Origin of the sequence: Nocardia sp. NPDC059240 (genome assembly GCF_042753865.1) — a bacterium.
In the GTDB taxonomy this organism is placed as follows: Bacteria; Actinomycetota; Actinomycetes; order Mycobacteriales; family Mycobacteriaceae; genus Nocardia.
In genome coordinates this window covers 188,400-204,791 of the sequence record NZ_JBHZAC010000004.1, presented here as the reverse complement: position 1 = coordinate 204,791, position 16,392 = coordinate 188,400, and the positions used below count along the sequence as shown (strand labels likewise).

At 68.6% G+C, this 16,392-nt stretch carries 13 protein-coding genes; 6 read left to right on the top strand and 7 right to left on the bottom strand.

The window, feature by feature from the left end:
* Window positions 1-149: 149 nt before the first annotated feature.
* Window positions 150-1,715 carry a serine/threonine protein kinase gene (locus ACFXHA_RS15530; protein ID WP_379357076.1) on the bottom strand — a complete coding sequence of 522 codons (1,566 nt, stop codon included), beginning with the start codon at window positions 1,713-1,715 and terminating at the stop codon, window positions 150-152.
* Between the two features lie 156 nt (window positions 1,716-1,871).
* Here ACFXHA_RS15530 and ACFXHA_RS15525 point away from each other — a divergent pair, with 156 nt between their 5' ends.
* Window positions 1,872-2,051 carry a ribbon-helix-helix protein, CopG family gene (locus ACFXHA_RS15525; protein ID WP_379357074.1) on the top strand — a complete coding sequence of 60 codons (180 nt, stop codon included), beginning with the start codon at window positions 1,872-1,874 and terminating at the stop codon, window positions 2,049-2,051.
* Here ACFXHA_RS15525 and xylB read toward each other — a convergent pair.
* The 5 genes from xylB to ACFXHA_RS15500 all read right to left on the bottom strand — a co-directional run bounded on the left by xylB (window position 2,048) and on the right by ACFXHA_RS15500 (window position 9,259).
* Window positions 2,048-3,436: a xylulokinase gene (gene xylB / locus ACFXHA_RS15520; RefSeq protein WP_379357072.1), complete on the bottom strand. Its 1,389-nt coding sequence runs from the start codon at window positions 3,434-3,436 to the stop codon at window positions 2,048-2,050. The two genes, ACFXHA_RS15525 and xylB, sit on opposite strands and share 4 nt — an antisense overlap.
* Window positions 3,437-3,450: 14 nt before the next feature.
* Window positions 3,451-4,461 (bottom strand): zinc-dependent alcohol dehydrogenase family protein, encoded by a 1,011-nt coding sequence (locus ACFXHA_RS15515; RefSeq protein WP_379357070.1) that lies wholly within the window; start codon window positions 4,459-4,461, stop codon window positions 3,451-3,453.
* 102 nt (window positions 4,462-4,563) lie between these two features.
* Window positions 4,564-5,568: a glycoside hydrolase family 172 protein gene (locus ACFXHA_RS15510; protein WP_379357069.1), complete on the bottom strand. Its 1,005-nt coding sequence runs from the start codon at window positions 5,566-5,568 to the stop codon at window positions 4,564-4,566.
* A gap of 105 nt (window positions 5,569-5,673) precedes the next feature.
* The gene (locus ACFXHA_RS15505) at window positions 5,674-6,627 is read right to left on the bottom strand and encodes a tyrosine-protein phosphatase (protein WP_379357067.1); all 954 of its coding nucleotides are present in this window, start codon (window positions 6,625-6,627) and stop codon (window positions 5,674-5,676) included.
* Window positions 6,628-6,871: 244 nt separating this feature from the next.
* Window positions 6,872-9,259 carry a PEP-utilizing enzyme gene (locus ACFXHA_RS15500; RefSeq protein WP_379357065.1) on the bottom strand — a complete coding sequence of 796 codons (2,388 nt, stop codon included), beginning with the start codon at window positions 9,257-9,259 and terminating at the stop codon, window positions 6,872-6,874.
* A gap of 166 nt (window positions 9,260-9,425) precedes the next feature.
* Here ACFXHA_RS15500 and ACFXHA_RS15495 point away from each other — a divergent pair, with 166 nt between their 5' ends.
* The 5 genes from ACFXHA_RS15495 (at window position 9,426) to ACFXHA_RS15475 (ending at window position 15,588) form a co-directional block, all read left to right on the top strand.
* Window positions 9,426-10,937, top strand: a complete 1,512-nt coding sequence (locus ACFXHA_RS15495) for an FAD-dependent oxidoreductase (RefSeq protein ID WP_379357063.1) — start codon at window positions 9,426-9,428, stop codon at window positions 10,935-10,937.
* Between the two features lie 62 nt (window positions 10,938-10,999).
* Window positions 11,000-12,856, top strand: a complete 1,857-nt coding sequence (locus ACFXHA_RS15490) for an alpha/beta hydrolase (protein WP_379357061.1) — start codon at window positions 11,000-11,002, stop codon at window positions 12,854-12,856.
* A 95-nt stretch (window positions 12,857-12,951) separates the two neighbouring features.
* Window positions 12,952-14,112: a 3-hydroxy-9,10-secoandrosta-1,3,5(10)-triene-9,17-dione monooxygenase oxygenase subunit gene (gene hsaA, locus ACFXHA_RS15485; protein ID WP_379357060.1), complete on the top strand. Its 1,161-nt coding sequence runs from the start codon at window positions 12,952-12,954 to the stop codon at window positions 14,110-14,112.
* Window positions 14,112-14,966, top strand: coding sequence for an alpha/beta fold hydrolase (locus ACFXHA_RS15480; protein WP_379357059.1), 855 nt, complete (start codon window positions 14,112-14,114; stop codon window positions 14,964-14,966). The genes hsaA and ACFXHA_RS15480 overlap by 1 nt, the downstream gene beginning before the upstream one ends.
* 97 nt (window positions 14,967-15,063) lie before the next feature.
* Window positions 15,064-15,588, top strand: a complete 525-nt coding sequence (locus tag ACFXHA_RS15475; protein WP_379357058.1) for a DinB family protein — start codon at window positions 15,064-15,066, stop codon at window positions 15,586-15,588.
* Here the strand turns inward: ACFXHA_RS15475 and ACFXHA_RS15470 are convergent, their stop codons facing one another.
* Window positions 15,589-16,227, bottom strand: coding sequence for a hypothetical protein (locus ACFXHA_RS15470; protein ID WP_379357057.1), 639 nt, complete (start codon window positions 16,225-16,227; stop codon window positions 15,589-15,591). It abuts the gene before it with no gap.
* Window positions 16,228-16,392 lie beyond the last annotated feature (165 nt).

The following is a 16,392-nucleotide window of genomic DNA, read 5'->3' as shown; positions in this document are numbered from 1 at the left end:
AATTTCCTTCGATTCTGACTGCTGCGGTAGGAACGCCGGGGTCAGATCGAGAACTGCCATCATCCCCCCGGACGGCTCTCGCGCAGTATTACCTACTAGTAGGTTTGTATGCGAATCCGTGTTGGCACAGTCACACCGCCCTGGGTGCGTCACCGGGATGCGGCCCAGAATTCGCCGCTGTAGGCACCGCATTGGGAGAGGTGGACGGCGAGGGTGTCGCCATAGACGTCGAGGCACAGGCCGGTGCCCCGGTATTCGTTGGTGAATTCGTAGTAGACGCCGTCGGGGTGCAGGGTGATGCGCCAGAACTGGCCGGTGTAGTTGCCACACGGTTGGAGGCGGGCGCGGTTCTGGTCGTCCTCACCGACGGTGTCGAGGCACTCGCCGTCGCCACGGGCGTTGTTGTGCAGGCGCACCCAGCCCGAACCGACGGGCACGACGGTCCATTGCTGGCGCGTCGAGCCGTCGCAGGGTTCCAGTTGTGCCGCATCGGCCAGGTCGGTGCGGTCGACTACGTCCATGCACATGCTCAGACCCTTGTACTGCGTCGAGAGTCGAACCGGTGCGGTCCCGAAGGGGGCGACGGTGTTCGGCGCTGCTGTCGTAACCGGTACCGGGGCAACGGTTGTCGTGGGCGCGCGGTCGGAGGTCCGGCTGGTGGTGACCACGCCGGTGCCGGGGGCCGTCGTCAGGGTGCCGGCGGAAACGGACCCGGCTCGGCCGGTGTCGTGCACCAGGTAGATGGTCGCCGCGCCGAGAATCGCGGCCACCAGCGCGGCCGCGGCCAGCGGGACGCCCTTCGGTAGAGGATTGCGCCGCCGGGTGCGGTCGGGAACGACCGCACCGATGTTCGGATCGTGATCGGCCACGAGAGTGGGTGCCGGTGACACGGTTACGGCCGACGCGGTCAGGGCGGCGGTGCAGGCGGCGGCGAGGTCGGTTGCCCGCTGGTATCGCTGGGTGGGGTCCTTGGCCAGGCCGCGGGCGATGATGTCGTCGAAAACGGTTCCGAGCCCGGCGCGTTGCCGGCTCGGTTGCGGGGGTGGCAGGGTCAGGTGTCCGGCGATCTGCTGTTCCATGCCGGTCGCGGGGTACGGGATATGCCCGGTGAGGCATTCGAACAACACGCACGTCAGTGCGTACACGTCCGTCCGCGCATCCGCGGTGCCGCTGGTGAATCGTTCCGGGGCCATGTACGCGAAGGTGCCGATCGTGGCACCCGCGGTGGTCAGCCCCTTGTCCCCGGACATGCGGGCGATCCCGAAATCGATCAGGTACACGAAACCGTTTGCGGTCACGAGCAGATTCGACGGTTTCACGTCCCGGTGCACCAGATTCGCCGCGTGCGCGGCATCGAGGGCCTCGGCTGCCTGTGCCACGATCGACACCGCCTGCTGCGCCGGCATCGGACCCGTCCGAGCGAGCAGCGCGTCCACGCCCACCCCGTCGAGGTACTGCATGCAGATGAACAGGCGCCCCTCGATCTCGCCGTAGTCGTAGATCGGCACCACATGCGGATTTCCCAGTCCCGCAGCCGATTTCGCCTCACGCCGGAACCGTTCCCGGAATACCGGATCCTGGGCGGCGTGCGCGTGCAGCACCTTCACCGCGACCACCCGGTCGGTGCCGGTGTCGTGGGCCCGGTAGACCTGGCCCATCCCACCCTCGCCGACCAACTGTTCGAGCAGGTACCGGCCGAACCTGGTCCCCTCCACCGCGCGCCCCCCAAGCCGCACAACAAATCTCGGCCATCATCCCACCCCGGCGGATGAATCGGCCGGGCATCGGACATCCCGGACCCGCAGATTATGAAGTAAACGTTTTTCACAGTTGCGTCGCCGGTGGTTACCTCGAGGTGGTATTACTTGCCCGTGGCATGGACTTTGCGGCTCAGCGAGGACGAAGAAGCTGCGCTGAGTGCGCAGGCGGCGATGGAAGGGCGATCGAAACAGGAGATCGTCCGGGATGCCATTCGGACCTACATCACTCGGCACAAGACTTGGGACGACTATCTGTCCGATGACTCGGTGGTGTATCGCAACGCCGGTTAAGCGTAGTAGGTGTCTCTGATTTCTCCGTAGCGTTGGCGGACCGCCGCACCGATTCCGGCTGTGAGGGTGTGGAATTCGGTGCCCGACGGGGTGGGCCAGCGGGGTGGGCGGGGGCCGCCGCGCAGGGCCCAGGCGGCTTGGCGGGCCGCGCCCAGGGCCACGTATTCGCTGGGGTTGGGGACCGTCACGGTGCGGCCGAAGATGGTGGCGGCGGCGTGGGCGATGAGGCGGGAGCGGGATGCGCCGCCGATCAAGAGGATTCGATGCGGGACCGTCGGTAGGCGGTCGAGGGCGTCGGCGATATTGCAGAGCATGCCCTCGATGGCGGCGCGGGCCAGATGATGCGGGCGCATGGTGTGCGGGCGCAGACCGTGCAGGCTGCCGGTGGCGTAGGGCAGGTTCGGCGTGCGCTCACCGGCGATATAGGGCAGCAGGGTGAGACCGTCCGCGCCGGCAGGGGATTGCGCGGCCAGCACTTCCAGCCCGGATACGTCGGTGCCGAGCAGGACGGCGGTCGCGTCCAGCACGCGCGCGGCATTGAGGGTGCAGACCAGGGGCAGGAATGCCCCGGTCGCGTCGGCGAATCCGTTGACAGCCCCGGAGGCGTCGGCGCTGGGACTGGTGGCCCGGGTGAACACCGTGCCGCTGGAGCCCAGCGACACCACCACATCGCCGTCCTCGATGCCCAAACCCAGTGCGGCGGCCGCGTTGTCGCCGGTGCCCGCCGCCACCAGGCGGCCGCCCGGCGTATGACCCGCGATCTCGGCGGGAGCCAGGACTCGGGGCAGGGCAGGACTGCGTCCGCGGAACGCCATCGACAGCAGATCGGGCCGATACTTCCCGTCGGCGGGTGACCAGTACCCGGTGCCGGACGCGTCACCGCGATCGGTGGTGGGTTCCATGGCCGGATCACCGCCGCGCAGTTGCCAGGTCAGGTAGTCGTGCGGCAGCAGCACCCGCACCGTGCGGTCGGCCAACTCCGGTTCATGGTCGGCGAACCAGCGCAGTTTGGCCACCGTGTGCGCGGCCAGCGGCACACTGCCCACCGCGTCCGCCCACGCCTGCGGCCCGCCCAGCTCGCTCACCAGTTGGGTGGCCGCCTCCGCCGAGCGAGTGTCGTTCCACAGCAACGCGTCCCGCACCGGATGCCCGGCCGCGTCGAGCACCACCAGTCCGTGCTGTTGCCCGGCCACCGCGATGGCCTCCACATCCCGCATCATGCGGTCGCAGGCCGCGCGCAGCGCCTCCCACCACATGTCGGGCGGCACTTCCGTCCCGTCGTGGTGCGGAATCTGGCGATGGCGCAATACCGTTCCGGTATCCGCGTCGCACACCACGATCTTGCAGGACTGGGTCGACGAATCGACCCCGGCTACGACCGTCATTGGCCTTACCCGTCTTATCGTGCTGCCCGTCGTCCGGGATGCAGCTGGATCTTGCGTCCGGTGCCCGCGCGGAAGGTCCGCAGGGCATCGCCGAACTCGTCGAGGGCGAAGTCGTGGGTGATCACCATGTCGGCGTCGATCACGCCCTCGCCCATCAGATCCACGGCCCGCCCGAAACTGTGCAGGACGGCCATGGAGCCCACGATCGTGATCTCGTCGTTGTAGATACGGAACGGTGAGATGCTCGCGCGCGCCGCCGCGGGGGCGACGCCGAACTGCTGATAGGTGCCGCCGCGCCGGACCCGCGACAGACCGTCCTCGACCGCGGCGACCGTTCCGCTGCAATCGATCACGATCTCCCAGCCCTCGGGTCGGTCCATATCGTCGGCGGAGATGGTGGCGGCGTCCGCGCCCAGCGTGCGGGCGATGGCGAGCCGATCGGCATTGGTGTCGACGATCGACACCGACGCCGCGCCCGCCGCGAGACCCAGTTGCAGCATGAGCAGACCCATGGTGCCCGCCCCGTAGATCAGGTAGTGCGCACCGAGACGCCGTGGCAGCACATCGAATCCGTGCACCGCGCACGAGAGCGGTTCTACCAGTGCGCCGTGCGCGGGCGACAGGTGGCCGGGCAGTCGATAACAGTTGGCGGCGGGCACTTTCACGTACTCGGCCATCGCGCCGTCGACGGTATCGCCGATGGCGCCCCAGTTCTCGCACAGATTGCCGCGCCCGATCGCGCAGAAGTGGCAGCGCCCGCAGAACAGTGAGGGATCCACCGCGACCCGATCACCCACTCGCACGCCGGCCGCGTCCCGGCCCAGCGCGACCACTTCCCCGGAGAATTCGTGCCCGGGGATGATCGGATAGGGCGTGGGCGGGAATTCACCCTCGACGATATGGATATCGGTGCCGCATATGCCGACCGCGTCCACTCGGATCACCACATCGCCGACACCCGGTAGCGGATCCGGAACGGTCTCGACCGAGAACTGTCCAGGCTTCTCGACAACCAAGGCGCGCATAGCAATACCATGCACCCGCGCGGCGCGCATTCGACGCGTTTTACGCAATAGCAATCGCATTCTTCCGGTTTTCCCGCAATCGTTACGGGAACCGCCGGGGGCTCAGGGGAGTACGTGATACCAGAAGGCGGTGGAGGCCACATGGGCCTGCTCGAGCGGGAGGTAGTGCCCGTCGTCGCGCCAGCCCAGCGCCTGCACGGTGGCGCGCAGCCCGTCGTCGAAACAGATCGGGTCGGGAATGTGCCAGCGGTACATGCCGAATCGTTGGTGCGGTTCGTAGATTCGATGCGGCGGCAACACCTGAGGCATGCCCAGATAGGGGGTGGAGTAGGGGCGATAAGCGCCCTCGAGATCGAAATTCCAGGCGCCGCCGAAATAGTCCTCGGTACCGGTGCCGCACACCGTAGGGAATTCGGAGTCATCGTCCAGATAGAACTTCAGTTCTCCCTCGCCCCACCACCCCGCGGCGCGGGGCTGCACCGCCAGGTAGGTGCCCGCGTACCGGCCGGGGCCACCGTCGATTTCGACGATCGGATGATCCGCCGGGCTGCCCAGCGGATCACTGCAACGCCACCGGGCATGCAGATACCCGGCGGCGCCGGGTAACTCCTCTTCCAGGTAGGTGATCTGGTAGTAGACGGGCGCGGTTCGCTCGGACCCGTTGTGCAGGGTGATGAGCGCGCGCGTGTGGAACGGCATGGGCCAGTAGCTGTTCAGCCCGCCCGCGGGCGCGACCACGATCATGGCGGAATCCACGAGCGCCAGTTCACCCCAGCCGTTGCAGAAGAAGTCCCCCAGCGGCACTGCGACGGCGGGCTCGGCCGCACCGTCCCAATACATCTGGAGCGTGAAGTCGCGCAGCAGGCCGCGATCGGTGGTGAGCCACAGGTGCCGGATGACCCCCGGCCCGGAAACGTCGGCGAGCGTTGCAGTTTCCCCCGGCGCGACATCGATCGACGGCGACACCTTCCAGCCGCGTCCCAGCCCCGCCGCCGCGAATGCCCCTGTCCCCGAGATGGCCCGGCCGCCCCCGCCGGGTGCGCCGGTGGGGTTCTCCGCACTCACCGAGCGGGTGCGCCGACCGTCCAGTTCCCAGATCTCGTGCACCATGCGAATTTTCGCACGTGCGCACTCGGCGCGAAGCGGACATGACGCGGACACACGAATGCCGACGTCGTCAGGTTCACGACGCCGGCATCCGTGGTAAAACGACTAGCTGCCGAACGGACCGGCGCCGATGCCGCCCTGCTCGATCAGCTTGGCCTGCAGCTTGCCGACGGTCGCGCCGTCGAGGCCCAGACCCTGCGAGACGAAGGCGTTCATGGTGCCGTAGGACTGCACGGCCTGACCGAACGCCGCGGCCAGGTAGTCACTCTGCACGCCGAGCACCGGGGTGAACAGCGACGGATCGGTGACCAGGCCCTTGGCTACCAGACCGTCCAGGGTGGCCTTGTTGGAGGCCGCCAGACGATCGTTGGACAGCAGGTAGTTGTCGTAGATCGCGGCATCCGGGGTGCCCAGGATGCTCATCAGGATCGCGGTCATCCAGCCGGTGCGATCCTTGCCCGCGGTGCAGTGGTACAGGATAGCGCCCGGCGCGTTGGCGATTTCCTTGAGCGCCGTGGCGAACTGGGTGCGGGCGGTCGAGTCGGTGACCATCCACTTGTAGTAGTTGCGCATGTACTCCGCGCCCTTACCGTCGCCGAGTTGCTGCTGCTGCACGGTCGGCCCGCCCTGCACGAGCTTGGCGAAGAACAGGTAGAAATCGTTGTTGGGGTCGTAGACCGGCAGCGACTCCTCCGGGATCGAACCGGGCAGAACATCAGGGCTGGCGGCGCGCTCGGTCGGGCTGCGGAAATCGATCACCTTGGTGACCCCGGCCGCGACCAGCGTCTGCTGATCGGCGGCGGTGAGGCGATTGAGGGCGTCGGTGCGGAACACCACGCCCGACTTGATCTTCGCGACACCGTTGTTGGCGGCGACCCCGCCGATATCGCGGGCATTGGGGGCGGCCTGCAGCTTGAAGTCCGCGCCGACCGGGGCCTGGCGCAGAATCGAACTGGTCGGAGCCGCCTGGACGGCGGGGGTCAGGGTGATCGGCACGGCGGCGATGAGAGCGGCGGCGACACCGGTCAGCGTGCCACGCACAGCACGTGAAATCGTCACTCGAGATTTTCCTTTCGGTACAACGCGGACCGGGACGGGTCGTCCCGGTCCGTTTCGCCGAGGCCGGGCCCACACCCTGCTTCGGCTTCGCTGCGGAGGTTCGGTTGCCGCTCATTCCGCCCCACCGTGGGGACTGGTTGGTATCCGTAGCGGGACCGTCCGGTGTCGCGGTGGCGACGGTCCGGTGTGGGTCCCGCTCAGTGGGACGAGTCGGCCGATCAGTGAGACTTACTGGTGCACAGGGCTATTCGACATCGGTCAGCAGGGTGACGGTCCCGGCGGCGCCGTCCACGCGGACGCGCTGCCCGTCCTTGAGGGCGTCGACCGCGGTCTTGGTGTCCACCACGCAGGGGACGCCGAACTCGCGGGCCACGATCGCGGCATGCGAAGCGGCACCACCGATATCGGTCACCACGGCACCGGCATAGGCGAACATGGCGGTGTGGCCGGTATCGGTCACCGCGGCCACCAGGATGTCGCCGGGCTCGATATCGTCGTCGAGGGTCAGAATGCGCTTGACGGTGCCCTCCACCACGCCGGGGCTCACACCCAGTCCGGAGATGGTCTCGCCCACCGCGATCGCCCCGGAGATCTCCTCCGGCTCCCACGGGCCGTTCACGACATCCGGCATGCGGACCGCCTGGAACTTGGTCCGCTCGGCCCGACGGCGCGCAACCCGCTCCTTCAGATCGGCCGGGGCCCAGAGGATCTCGTCGAGATTCAGGAACGCCGAATCCTCGATCTCGGTGAGCTTGCCCGCCTTCACCAAGCGCGCGGCGCGCTCCTGGGTTGCCAGGCGCAGGCAGTTGGTGACCCGTACGACGGCGTCGCGAGCCCGCTCACGGTAGACGGTCGCGCCGACCGCCATCTTGGCGGTGCGGCTGCTCGGCTCCGGCACCGGTTCCCGGTGCGGCGCAGGCATTTCCGCGGCCCGACCGGCGGCGGTCACCAGCAGTTCGGGTCGGTCGCCGAAGGTGGCGTTGATGAGTTCGCATTCGCCGGGACCGCGGTGGCCGATGCGGGCCAGCTCCTGATCCAGCGCCTTGGCGAATTCGGGGGACTTCTCCCGGGCCGCGCCCACATCGCCGCTCTTGGCGACCGCCTGCAGCCCGGCGTCCTTGCGGCACAACGCCGCCAGCCGCTCTACGGCCAGCATGGTCTTGGCCGACTCCAGGCGATTCAGGTCGATCTTGACCTCGCCTTTGTGGGCGGCGGTGGCCGCGCCGGTCATCATGACGCCGATCGACGCCGCCTGCCACGCCTGGTTGAGCCGGTCGCGCCACAGCAGGGCGCGGGCATGCAACTGCTCGTCGGTGAGCTCCGAGATCTCGTCGCGGGTCAACGCTTCCGCGTGCGAGGCGGCATTGATGTGCTCGGCGGTCTTGGCGTACTTCATGGCGGTGGCCGCGACCCGGCCCATGGCCTTGAAAGTGCCCGCGCGGGCGGCCATTCCGGTCGGCATGGCCGGACGGCCCTTGGGATGCAGTTCGACATCGCCGATGGTGCCGTAGACGTCGCGGCGCACACTCTCCTCGTCCCAGCCCGGCATGTTCTGCGCGGAGAAGACGCCGATCGAGGCGTTGATGTACATATTGTGGCCGAGCACGCTGGTGACACGGGAAACCCAGTGCTCCAACGCGATTCCCTCGATGGCGATCATCTGGCCCATGGCCTCGTTGCCAAGCCGAATCGCACCGGCTTGCAGATCGATGGTCAGCGGGGTGAGCGGGCCGGGCAGCGCTTCGGAGGTATTGGTGGCCGTGTAGACCGGGATGCGATCGTCGACCAGATCGTCGAACTCGCCGTCCAGACCTTCGGGCGCAGCGGATTTCAGCGCGTAGCCGTCCGAGGTCGGGGCGTTCTGCGGCACCACGTGGGTGGGCAGCGGGATCGCGCCGCGGCGGGCACTGATCCCGGAGCCCCCGGCCTTACGCCCGTGCAGACCGCGCGCCACGTCGGCGACCGTCTCGGCGGCGGTCCAGCCGTAGCGGAAACCCCACTCCTCGCGGGCGGTCGCGGCCTCGAGCCGGGCCGGGGCCGTCGACGACTTCGGCAGCCACGCACTGTATTTCACGCCCGCGTCGGCGAAGATGCGCTTGACCTCGGCACCGGACACCTCGCCCGGGGCTGCCAGCTCGACCACGCCGCCGCGCTGCGAGAGCGCCGCCAGCACCAGGAAACGTTCCAGATCGTCGTAGTGCAGCACCTGGATGCTGCCCTTGCCGCCGGTCAGGCCCTCGAGGGTGCGCCAGGCGCGAGCGTCCATGCGGCGACCCGCGACCAGCGCGGTGCGCACGATCAGCGCGTCCGCGCCGGAACCGGTCACGATCTGCTCGATACCCGAATCACCGCCCGCCGCAACGGGAACCACGAGGCGCGCACCGGACTCCTGGGCGGCCCGGGCGATCGTCGCGGTGGCCGTGCCCGACAGGTGCACGATGGCATCCGCCCCGGCGGCCGCGCGAGTGGCGGCCTGGGCGTCGGACAGATCGCCGACGATCACCTCGACCCGCGGGTCCACATAGCGGTGCCGCTGCCGGTCCAGTCCGACCACCTGGTGGCCGGCCGCCAGCAGCATGCGCGCCACGGCCCGGCCGGTCGGTTCGGTGACTCCGGTGACCAGAATCCGCATTGACTCTCCTCCTCGTGCAGGCGTCCCCAACCACAGTGACGCCGTTCACACACCATCCCCACTGCTCGGTCGCGTGACGGGTGACAGTCCCGGTCAACGGGATCGGGGATTCGGTCAGCAAGATGTACCGCTAAGTAGTCGGCCCTCGAGCGGGCACCGTCGAAGCATGACAGTGCGGAATTCGGTCACGCCGCGGGCGGCCGCCCAGGTGAGCCACTACGACATCGACACCGATGTGCTGGTCGTCGGCTACGGCGCGGCCGGCGCGTCGGCCGCCTACGAGGCGGCCTACGCCGGGGCCCGGGTGCTGGTGATCGACCGGACGGGCGGACCCGGCGGCGCGTCGGCCATGTCGGGCGGGGAGATCTACCTCGGCGGCGGCACGCCGATACAGACCGCCTGCGGATTCGACGACACCCCCGCAGCCATGGCGGCCTTCCTGAAGGCGGCGCTCGGCGCGGGCGCGGACGCCGCGAAGATCGAGGAGTACTGCGCGGGCAGCGTCGAGCATTTCCACTGGCTGGTGGATCGTGGCGTGCCGTTCAAGCCGAGCATGTGGGACGCGCCCACCTGGGTGCCGCCCACCGACGACGGCCTGATGTGGCTCGGCGAGAACAGCTGGCCCTTCACCGAATCCGCCGCCCCCGCCCCGCGCGGGCATCGGCCGACCGCCAATGACTTCGGCGGGAAGCTGCTGATGGAATGTCTGACGGCCGCGGCCGAATCCGCCGGTGCCACCGCGCTGTTCGACACCGCCGCCACCACGCTGATCGTCGACGCGGACGGTGCCGTCGCGGGTGTGGTCGCACGGCAGTACGGCAAGGAGATCACCATCCGCGCGCACCGCGGAATCGTGCTCACCACAGGCGGTTTCGTCGACAACGACGAGATGCTCGCCGCCCATGCGCCGGAACTGCTGGGCCACACCAAGGTCAGCGCGGGCACCGACGACGGCTCCGGCATTCGCATGGCGCAGGCCCTCGGCGCGGCCGTCCGCCACATGTCCGCCGGCCAGGTCGGCATGTCCCTCATCCCCGGTCTGGCCGCCCGCGGCCTGGTGGTCAACGCCCTCGGCCGCCGCTTCATCAACGAGGACACCTACCCCGGCCGCATCGGCCAGCACGCCCTCTACCGCCAGAACATGGGCGGCAGCTGGGCCGGCGACGACACCGCGGTCTGGGTCATCGTCGACGAGACCGGCTTCGAGGACGTCCCCGAACCTCAGCGCTGGGGCGTCCAACCCACCCACGTCGCCGAAACCCCGGAAGAACTGGAAGCCCTCACCGGCCTCCCGATGGGTTCTCTCGTCGCGACCATCGCCCGCTACAACGAATTCGCCACTCACGGCCAGGATCTCGACCACCACAAGGCCACCCGCTGGCTCCGCCCCCTGACCGCGCCCTTCGCGGCGATCGACGTGAAGGCCGGCATCCGCCCGCCCGCCGAAGCGGGCGACCGCCGAGGCACCGGCGCCTCCGTCTTCACCCTCGGCGGCCTCCACACGGATCTGGACGGCCACGTCCTCAACCACGATGCCCGCCCCATCCCCGGCCTCTACGCCGCCGGCCGAGCAGCGAACGGCCTGCACGGCTTCGGCTACATCTCCGGCACCTCCCTCGGCGACGGCACCTTCTTCGGCCGCCGAGCCGGCACCGCCGCCGCCCGCCGCCGCCCCTGACCCCGGCCCGCCGGGCGTGTCGCTCGGGGGACGGGGGACTCCGGGCGACCAGACTCGAGGGCATGACGGCGGAGGATCGGTCGGGCAACGAGCCGGTGAGTGGCGATGAGGTCGAAGGCGGCATCGAGCCCGGACCCGGTGACAAGGCGGACGGCGGCGAGGCGACGTCCGGCGCTCGGGGCTGGGAGCAGTCGTTGCTGGGGCGGGTGTGGGCGGTCGCGGATCGGCTCGAGGATGTTGTCCGGCCCAGTTATCCGGGGTTGATCGTGGCGGCGATCTTCTTCGCGTGGTCCTGCTCGCCGTCGTTGATGCCGCGGACCTGGTTGTTCCAGGGGCTGGTGAGTGGGATCAGTGCGGTCATCGGGTACGGGGTGGGATGTGTGCTGCAGTGGGCGTTCTTGAAGTGGGTGTGGCCTCGGGTGCCGGAGGCGGGGACTTGGGAGAAGCTGTGGCATCCATCGGATCTGGCGCGGGGGATCACCAAGATCGTGATCGTGGTGGCCTGTGTGGTGGGGGCCGCGTTGGTGCTGGCGCGGTCGGCGCGGTGGCAGCGGGATCTGGAAGTACTGATGGGGATGAACCCGACCACCACGTCGGGGTATCTGCGGGCCGAGGTGGTCGCCGGGCTGACGGTGGCGTTGGTCATCGGGGCATATCGCTTGGTGCGGTGGCTGATTCGGTGGCTGGTGCGGCTGGTGAATCTGGATCTGCGGATACCGCGGAATATCGCCTACCCGGCGGTGGTGGTCATCGTGGCCGTGCTGGCGGTGCTGCTGTTCCAGGGTGTGCTGGCGCGGGGCTTCTTCAATGTGGCGAATGCGGCGTTCGGCGCGCGCAACGGGAAGACGTCACCGGCCGCGATCCAACCGCAGTTGCCCGAAAGGTCGGGTAGCCCAGCGTCTTTGGCGCAGTGGAAGACCCTCGGCTCGGAAGGGCGCTGGTTCGTCGCGACCGCGCCGACCGCTCAGCGGATCACCGAGGTGACCGGAAGGCCGGCGCGCGAACCCATTCGGATCTACGCGGGCCTGGAGTCGGCCAAGACGCCGGAGGACATCGCGAATCTGGTTGTGCAGGAACTGGATCGGACCAATGCCTGGGAGCGCAAGGCGCTGGTGGTGGTGACCACCACCGGGACCGGGTGGGTGGACACGCAGACCGCGGAGTCCATCGAGTACATGTACGGCGGCGATGAGGCGATCGCCGCGACCCAGTACTCGTACCTGCCCAGCGTGCTGTCGTTCCTGTCGGACCGCAACAAGGCGACCGAGGCCGGAAAGCTGCTGGTCCACGCGGTCCACCAGAAGTGGGCGACGCTGCCGCCGGATCACCGCCCCAAACTGCTGGTGTACGGCGAGAGCCTCGGCTCGCAGGGTTCCGAGGGCGCGTTCACCGGTCTCGACGACATCCGCACGCTGGTCGACGGCGTGCTGTGGGTGGGCCCGCCCAACTCCAACCGGATCTGGACCCAGCTCGAACAGCGTCGTGACCCGGGGACACCGGAGATCCTGCCCATCTACGCCGACGGTCTGCTGGTCCGATTCGGTGCCACCGCCGAGGATCTCGCCAAACCGGCGCGCCCCTGGACCAACCCGCGCGTGGTCTACCTCCAGCACGCCTCCGACCCCATCGTCTGGTGGTCACCGGATCTGCTGTTCACCCAACCGGATTGGCTCAAGGAGCCGCGCGGCTCGGATGTCTCCAAGTCCATCCGCTGGTGGCCGATCGTCACCTTCTGGCAGATCAGTGCCGACATGGCGCACGCCCAGTCGGTGCCCGCCGGTCACGGACACAAGTACGGCACCACGGTCCTGGACGGCTGGGTGGCGGTCGCCCAGCCGGAGGATTGGAACCCGGACCTGGCAGAGCACATCCGCAAGGCGCTGGACGAGGACATTCTGTGGGAGTACGCCCACAAATAACCCCCGTTCCGATGATCGGGACTATTTCGGTTCGAAACACCTCGCGGGCCATAGCTTCGAGTGCAGACACTCTTGCACGAGGAGGGAACACCCGCATGACCAACAAGGTGCTCGATCGGGTTCGCGATCTACTGCCCGCGATCGCGGAACGCGCGGTCCAGGCCGAGGAGCAGCGGCGGGTGCCCGACGCCAGCATTGCCGAGCTCACCGAGGCCGGTGTCTTCCGGATGCTGCAGCCCGCGCGTTTCGGCGGTCTCGAGGAGTCGCCGGTCGCCTTCTACGAGGTGATCCGCACCATCGGCACCGTGTGCCCGTCCACCGCGTGGGTGTCCTCGGTGCTGGGCGCGCACCCGTGGCAGCTGGCCCTGTTCGAGGATCAGGCGCAGCAGGACGTGTGGTCGGAGAACCCCGACACGCTGGTGTCCTCCTCCTACGCGCCGACCGGCAAGCTGAAGGTCGTCGACGGCGGCTACGAGCTGTCGGGCCGCTGGCAGTTCTCCTCCGGCTGCGACCACGCCCAATGGGTGTTCCTGGGTGCGCTGGTCCCGACCGAGACCGGCATGGACTACTACACGGTCCTGGTGCCGCGCACCGACTATCGCATCGAGGACACCTGGAATGTGTCCGGCCTGTCGGGCACCGGCTCCAACGACATCGTGATCGAGCAGGCGTTCGTGCCGACCCACCGCGCCTACTCGGCGACCGATCAGGCCAACCTGGTCGGCCCCGGCCAGGCGGTGAATACCGCTCCGCTGTACAAGATCTCGTTCGGCGCGCTGTTCTCCAACACCATCACCGCCCCCATCATCGGCGCGGCCCAGGGCGCGTACGACGCCCATATCGAGCGTCAGCGCGAGCGGGTGCGGCTGTCCTACGGCGGCCAGAAGGTGTCCGACGATCCCTTCGCCCACGTCCGGATCGCCCGTGCCGCTTCGGAAATCGACGCCGCCGTGCTGCAGATGGAACGCAATATGGGTGAGCAGCTGCGTTACGCCCAAGCGGGCGAGGAGATCCCGTTCGAGCTGCGCCTGGCCACCCGCCGCGATCAGGTGCGCGGCACCGAGCGCGCGCTCGAGGCGATCGACCTGCTGTTCAAGAACTCCGGCGGCCACGCCATTCGCAAGCCGAACGTCATCGAACGCAATTGGCGCGACGCGCACGCCGGCAGCGTGCACGTGATCAACGACGTGGAACGCGCACTGGCCATGTACGGCAAGGGCGCCATGGGCGTCGAGGTCTCGGATCGGATGCTCTGATGAGTCTCACCGTCGAGAACACCACCCGCTGGGTCACCGTCGACGGCCACAAGCTGCGCTACCACGAGGCGGGCGAGGGCCCGGCGCTGGTGCTGCTGCACGGTTCGGGCGCGGGCGTCTCCGGCTGGGCCAACTTCGGCGACAACCTGCCGGTGCTGGCGCAGCACTTCCGCTGCCTGATCCTGGATCAGCCGGGCTTCGGCGAGAGCGGACGCCCGGAGGTGTACGAGCGCAACTACCTGCGCATCGCCGCCGACGCGGTGATCGGGCTGCTCGACGAGCTCGGTATCGAAAAGGCGCACCTGCTCGGCAATTCCATGGGCGGCACGGTCGCGACGCTGCTGGCGCTGGAACATCCGGGCCGGGTGGACCGGCTGGTGCTGATGGCCCCGGGCGGCGTCGGCGTGAACATCCTGGGACCCGAACCGTCCGAGGGCATTACGCGGCTGATGGAGTTCAACGCCGCGCCCAGCGACGAGAAGGCCATGGGCTTCCTGCGGGCCATGGTGTCCAACCCGGCCACCCTCACCGAGGAGCTCGTCGCCAAGCGGCTGCAGGCTGCCGCCGACCCCAAGGGCCAGGCCGCCCTGCGCGACGCCTACGCGACCTTCTACAACCCGAAGCTGGCCGAACCGGTCCCGCTGTGGGCGAAGTTGAAGGGCATCAAGCAGGAAGTGCTGATCCTGTGGGGCCGCGACGACCGGGTCACCCCGGTCGAGGGCGCACTGTTCGCCGCCCGCCAGTTGCCCAACGCCGACCTGCGGACCTTCGCTCGCTGCGGCCACTGGGTGATGATCGAGCGCAAGGACGCCTTCGAGCGATCGGTGATCGATTTCCTGAACAACGGCCTGTAGCAGCCGCCTTCCTCGCACCGCCGATTCGCGCCCGCCCGGACTTCGGGCGGGCGCGAATTCGGTTTCGGCGCAACGGTCGCGGCGCTACAGTCCGGGAATGACGTGGACAGCTCCGGAAGTCGCCCGCACGCCCCAGGTGCTCGCCGGTGACGAGCGTGCTCAGCTCGACTCCCTGCTCAACCGAGGCCGCGAGATCCTGCTCTGGAAATGCGAGGGCCTCACCGGCACTCAGCTCGCGACCCGCAGTGTGGAGCCGTCCTCCATGTCCCTGCTGGGCCTCATCCGCCACATGACCGAATGCGAACGCGGCTGGTTCCGCACGCGCGCGGCCGGTGAACAGCTCAACTACCTGTACTCCAGCGAGACCAACCGGGACGGCGATTTCGACGACACCGTCCCCGAACAGGCCGAGGCGGATTACGCCCGCCTGATCGCCGAGATCGCCGACTGCGACAAGGCCATCGCCGCCCTGCCCCTCGACCACATCGTCCCGCATCCCCGCAGCGGCCTGGACCTCTCGCTGCGCTGGATCTACCTGCACATGATCGAGGAATACGGCCGCCACGCCGGCCACGCCGACCTGCTGCGCGAGCGCATCGACGGCGCCACCGGCTACCAGTAGCTATTCGGCCTTGTCGGCGGCGAGCCGCCTGCCCTCGGCGAAGAAGGCGAGCAGGGCCTCGGCGCCGGCGAGTTCGGCGATGGTGTGTGCCGCACCGAAGGATTGATTCCAGAACTCGCCGGTGCGTGGGGTCCACGGGCCGATGTAGGCGTAGGGCTCGGGGATCAGTGAATCGCCCGGAGAGACACCGTAATTGACCTCGTCCACATCGATGCCGAGGTCGAAGTGTTCCGGCCACAGGGTCGGCGTGGACTCGGGTACCAGGACACGTAGTACGGCGTCGCCGAGTTCGTATGCGCGCGTGAGGATTCGCGCCTGATCCGGGTCGATCCAGAGTTCGGCGTGCGGGTCGAAGCCGGTGACGTCGCTGTACACGCCGTCCGGCAGGCCCGGTTCCAGCCCCGCCGCGGCGGCCAGGTCGGCGATGGTCGCGCCGTGCAGCTTGCCGATCGGGGCGTCGTCGAGCAGCAGCAGGTCCTCGCGCACAGCGAGTTTCGGCTCCCGGACGGTGGCGAACCCGCCCGGCGCGACTACCAGCCGGATGGTGCCGCTGCGTCGGTATTGCGGCCCGGCGAGCAGTTGCTCGGCCACCGCGTGCAGGCTCTCGCGGGTGCGGCGGTAGTCCTCGGCTGTCGTCATCGTCGGTCCTCTCCTCGGGTGTAACGCGATCCGGTGTGCAGGGCACTGTGCCTGTACGCGAGCACAGTTCCGCGAGGACGGAGAGTCGTTACAGTGAACAAACCTCGCCATCGCCCGAACCAGCGCTAGAGTCGCCGATGACAGTCTGTTGTGTCGAGCGAGGAG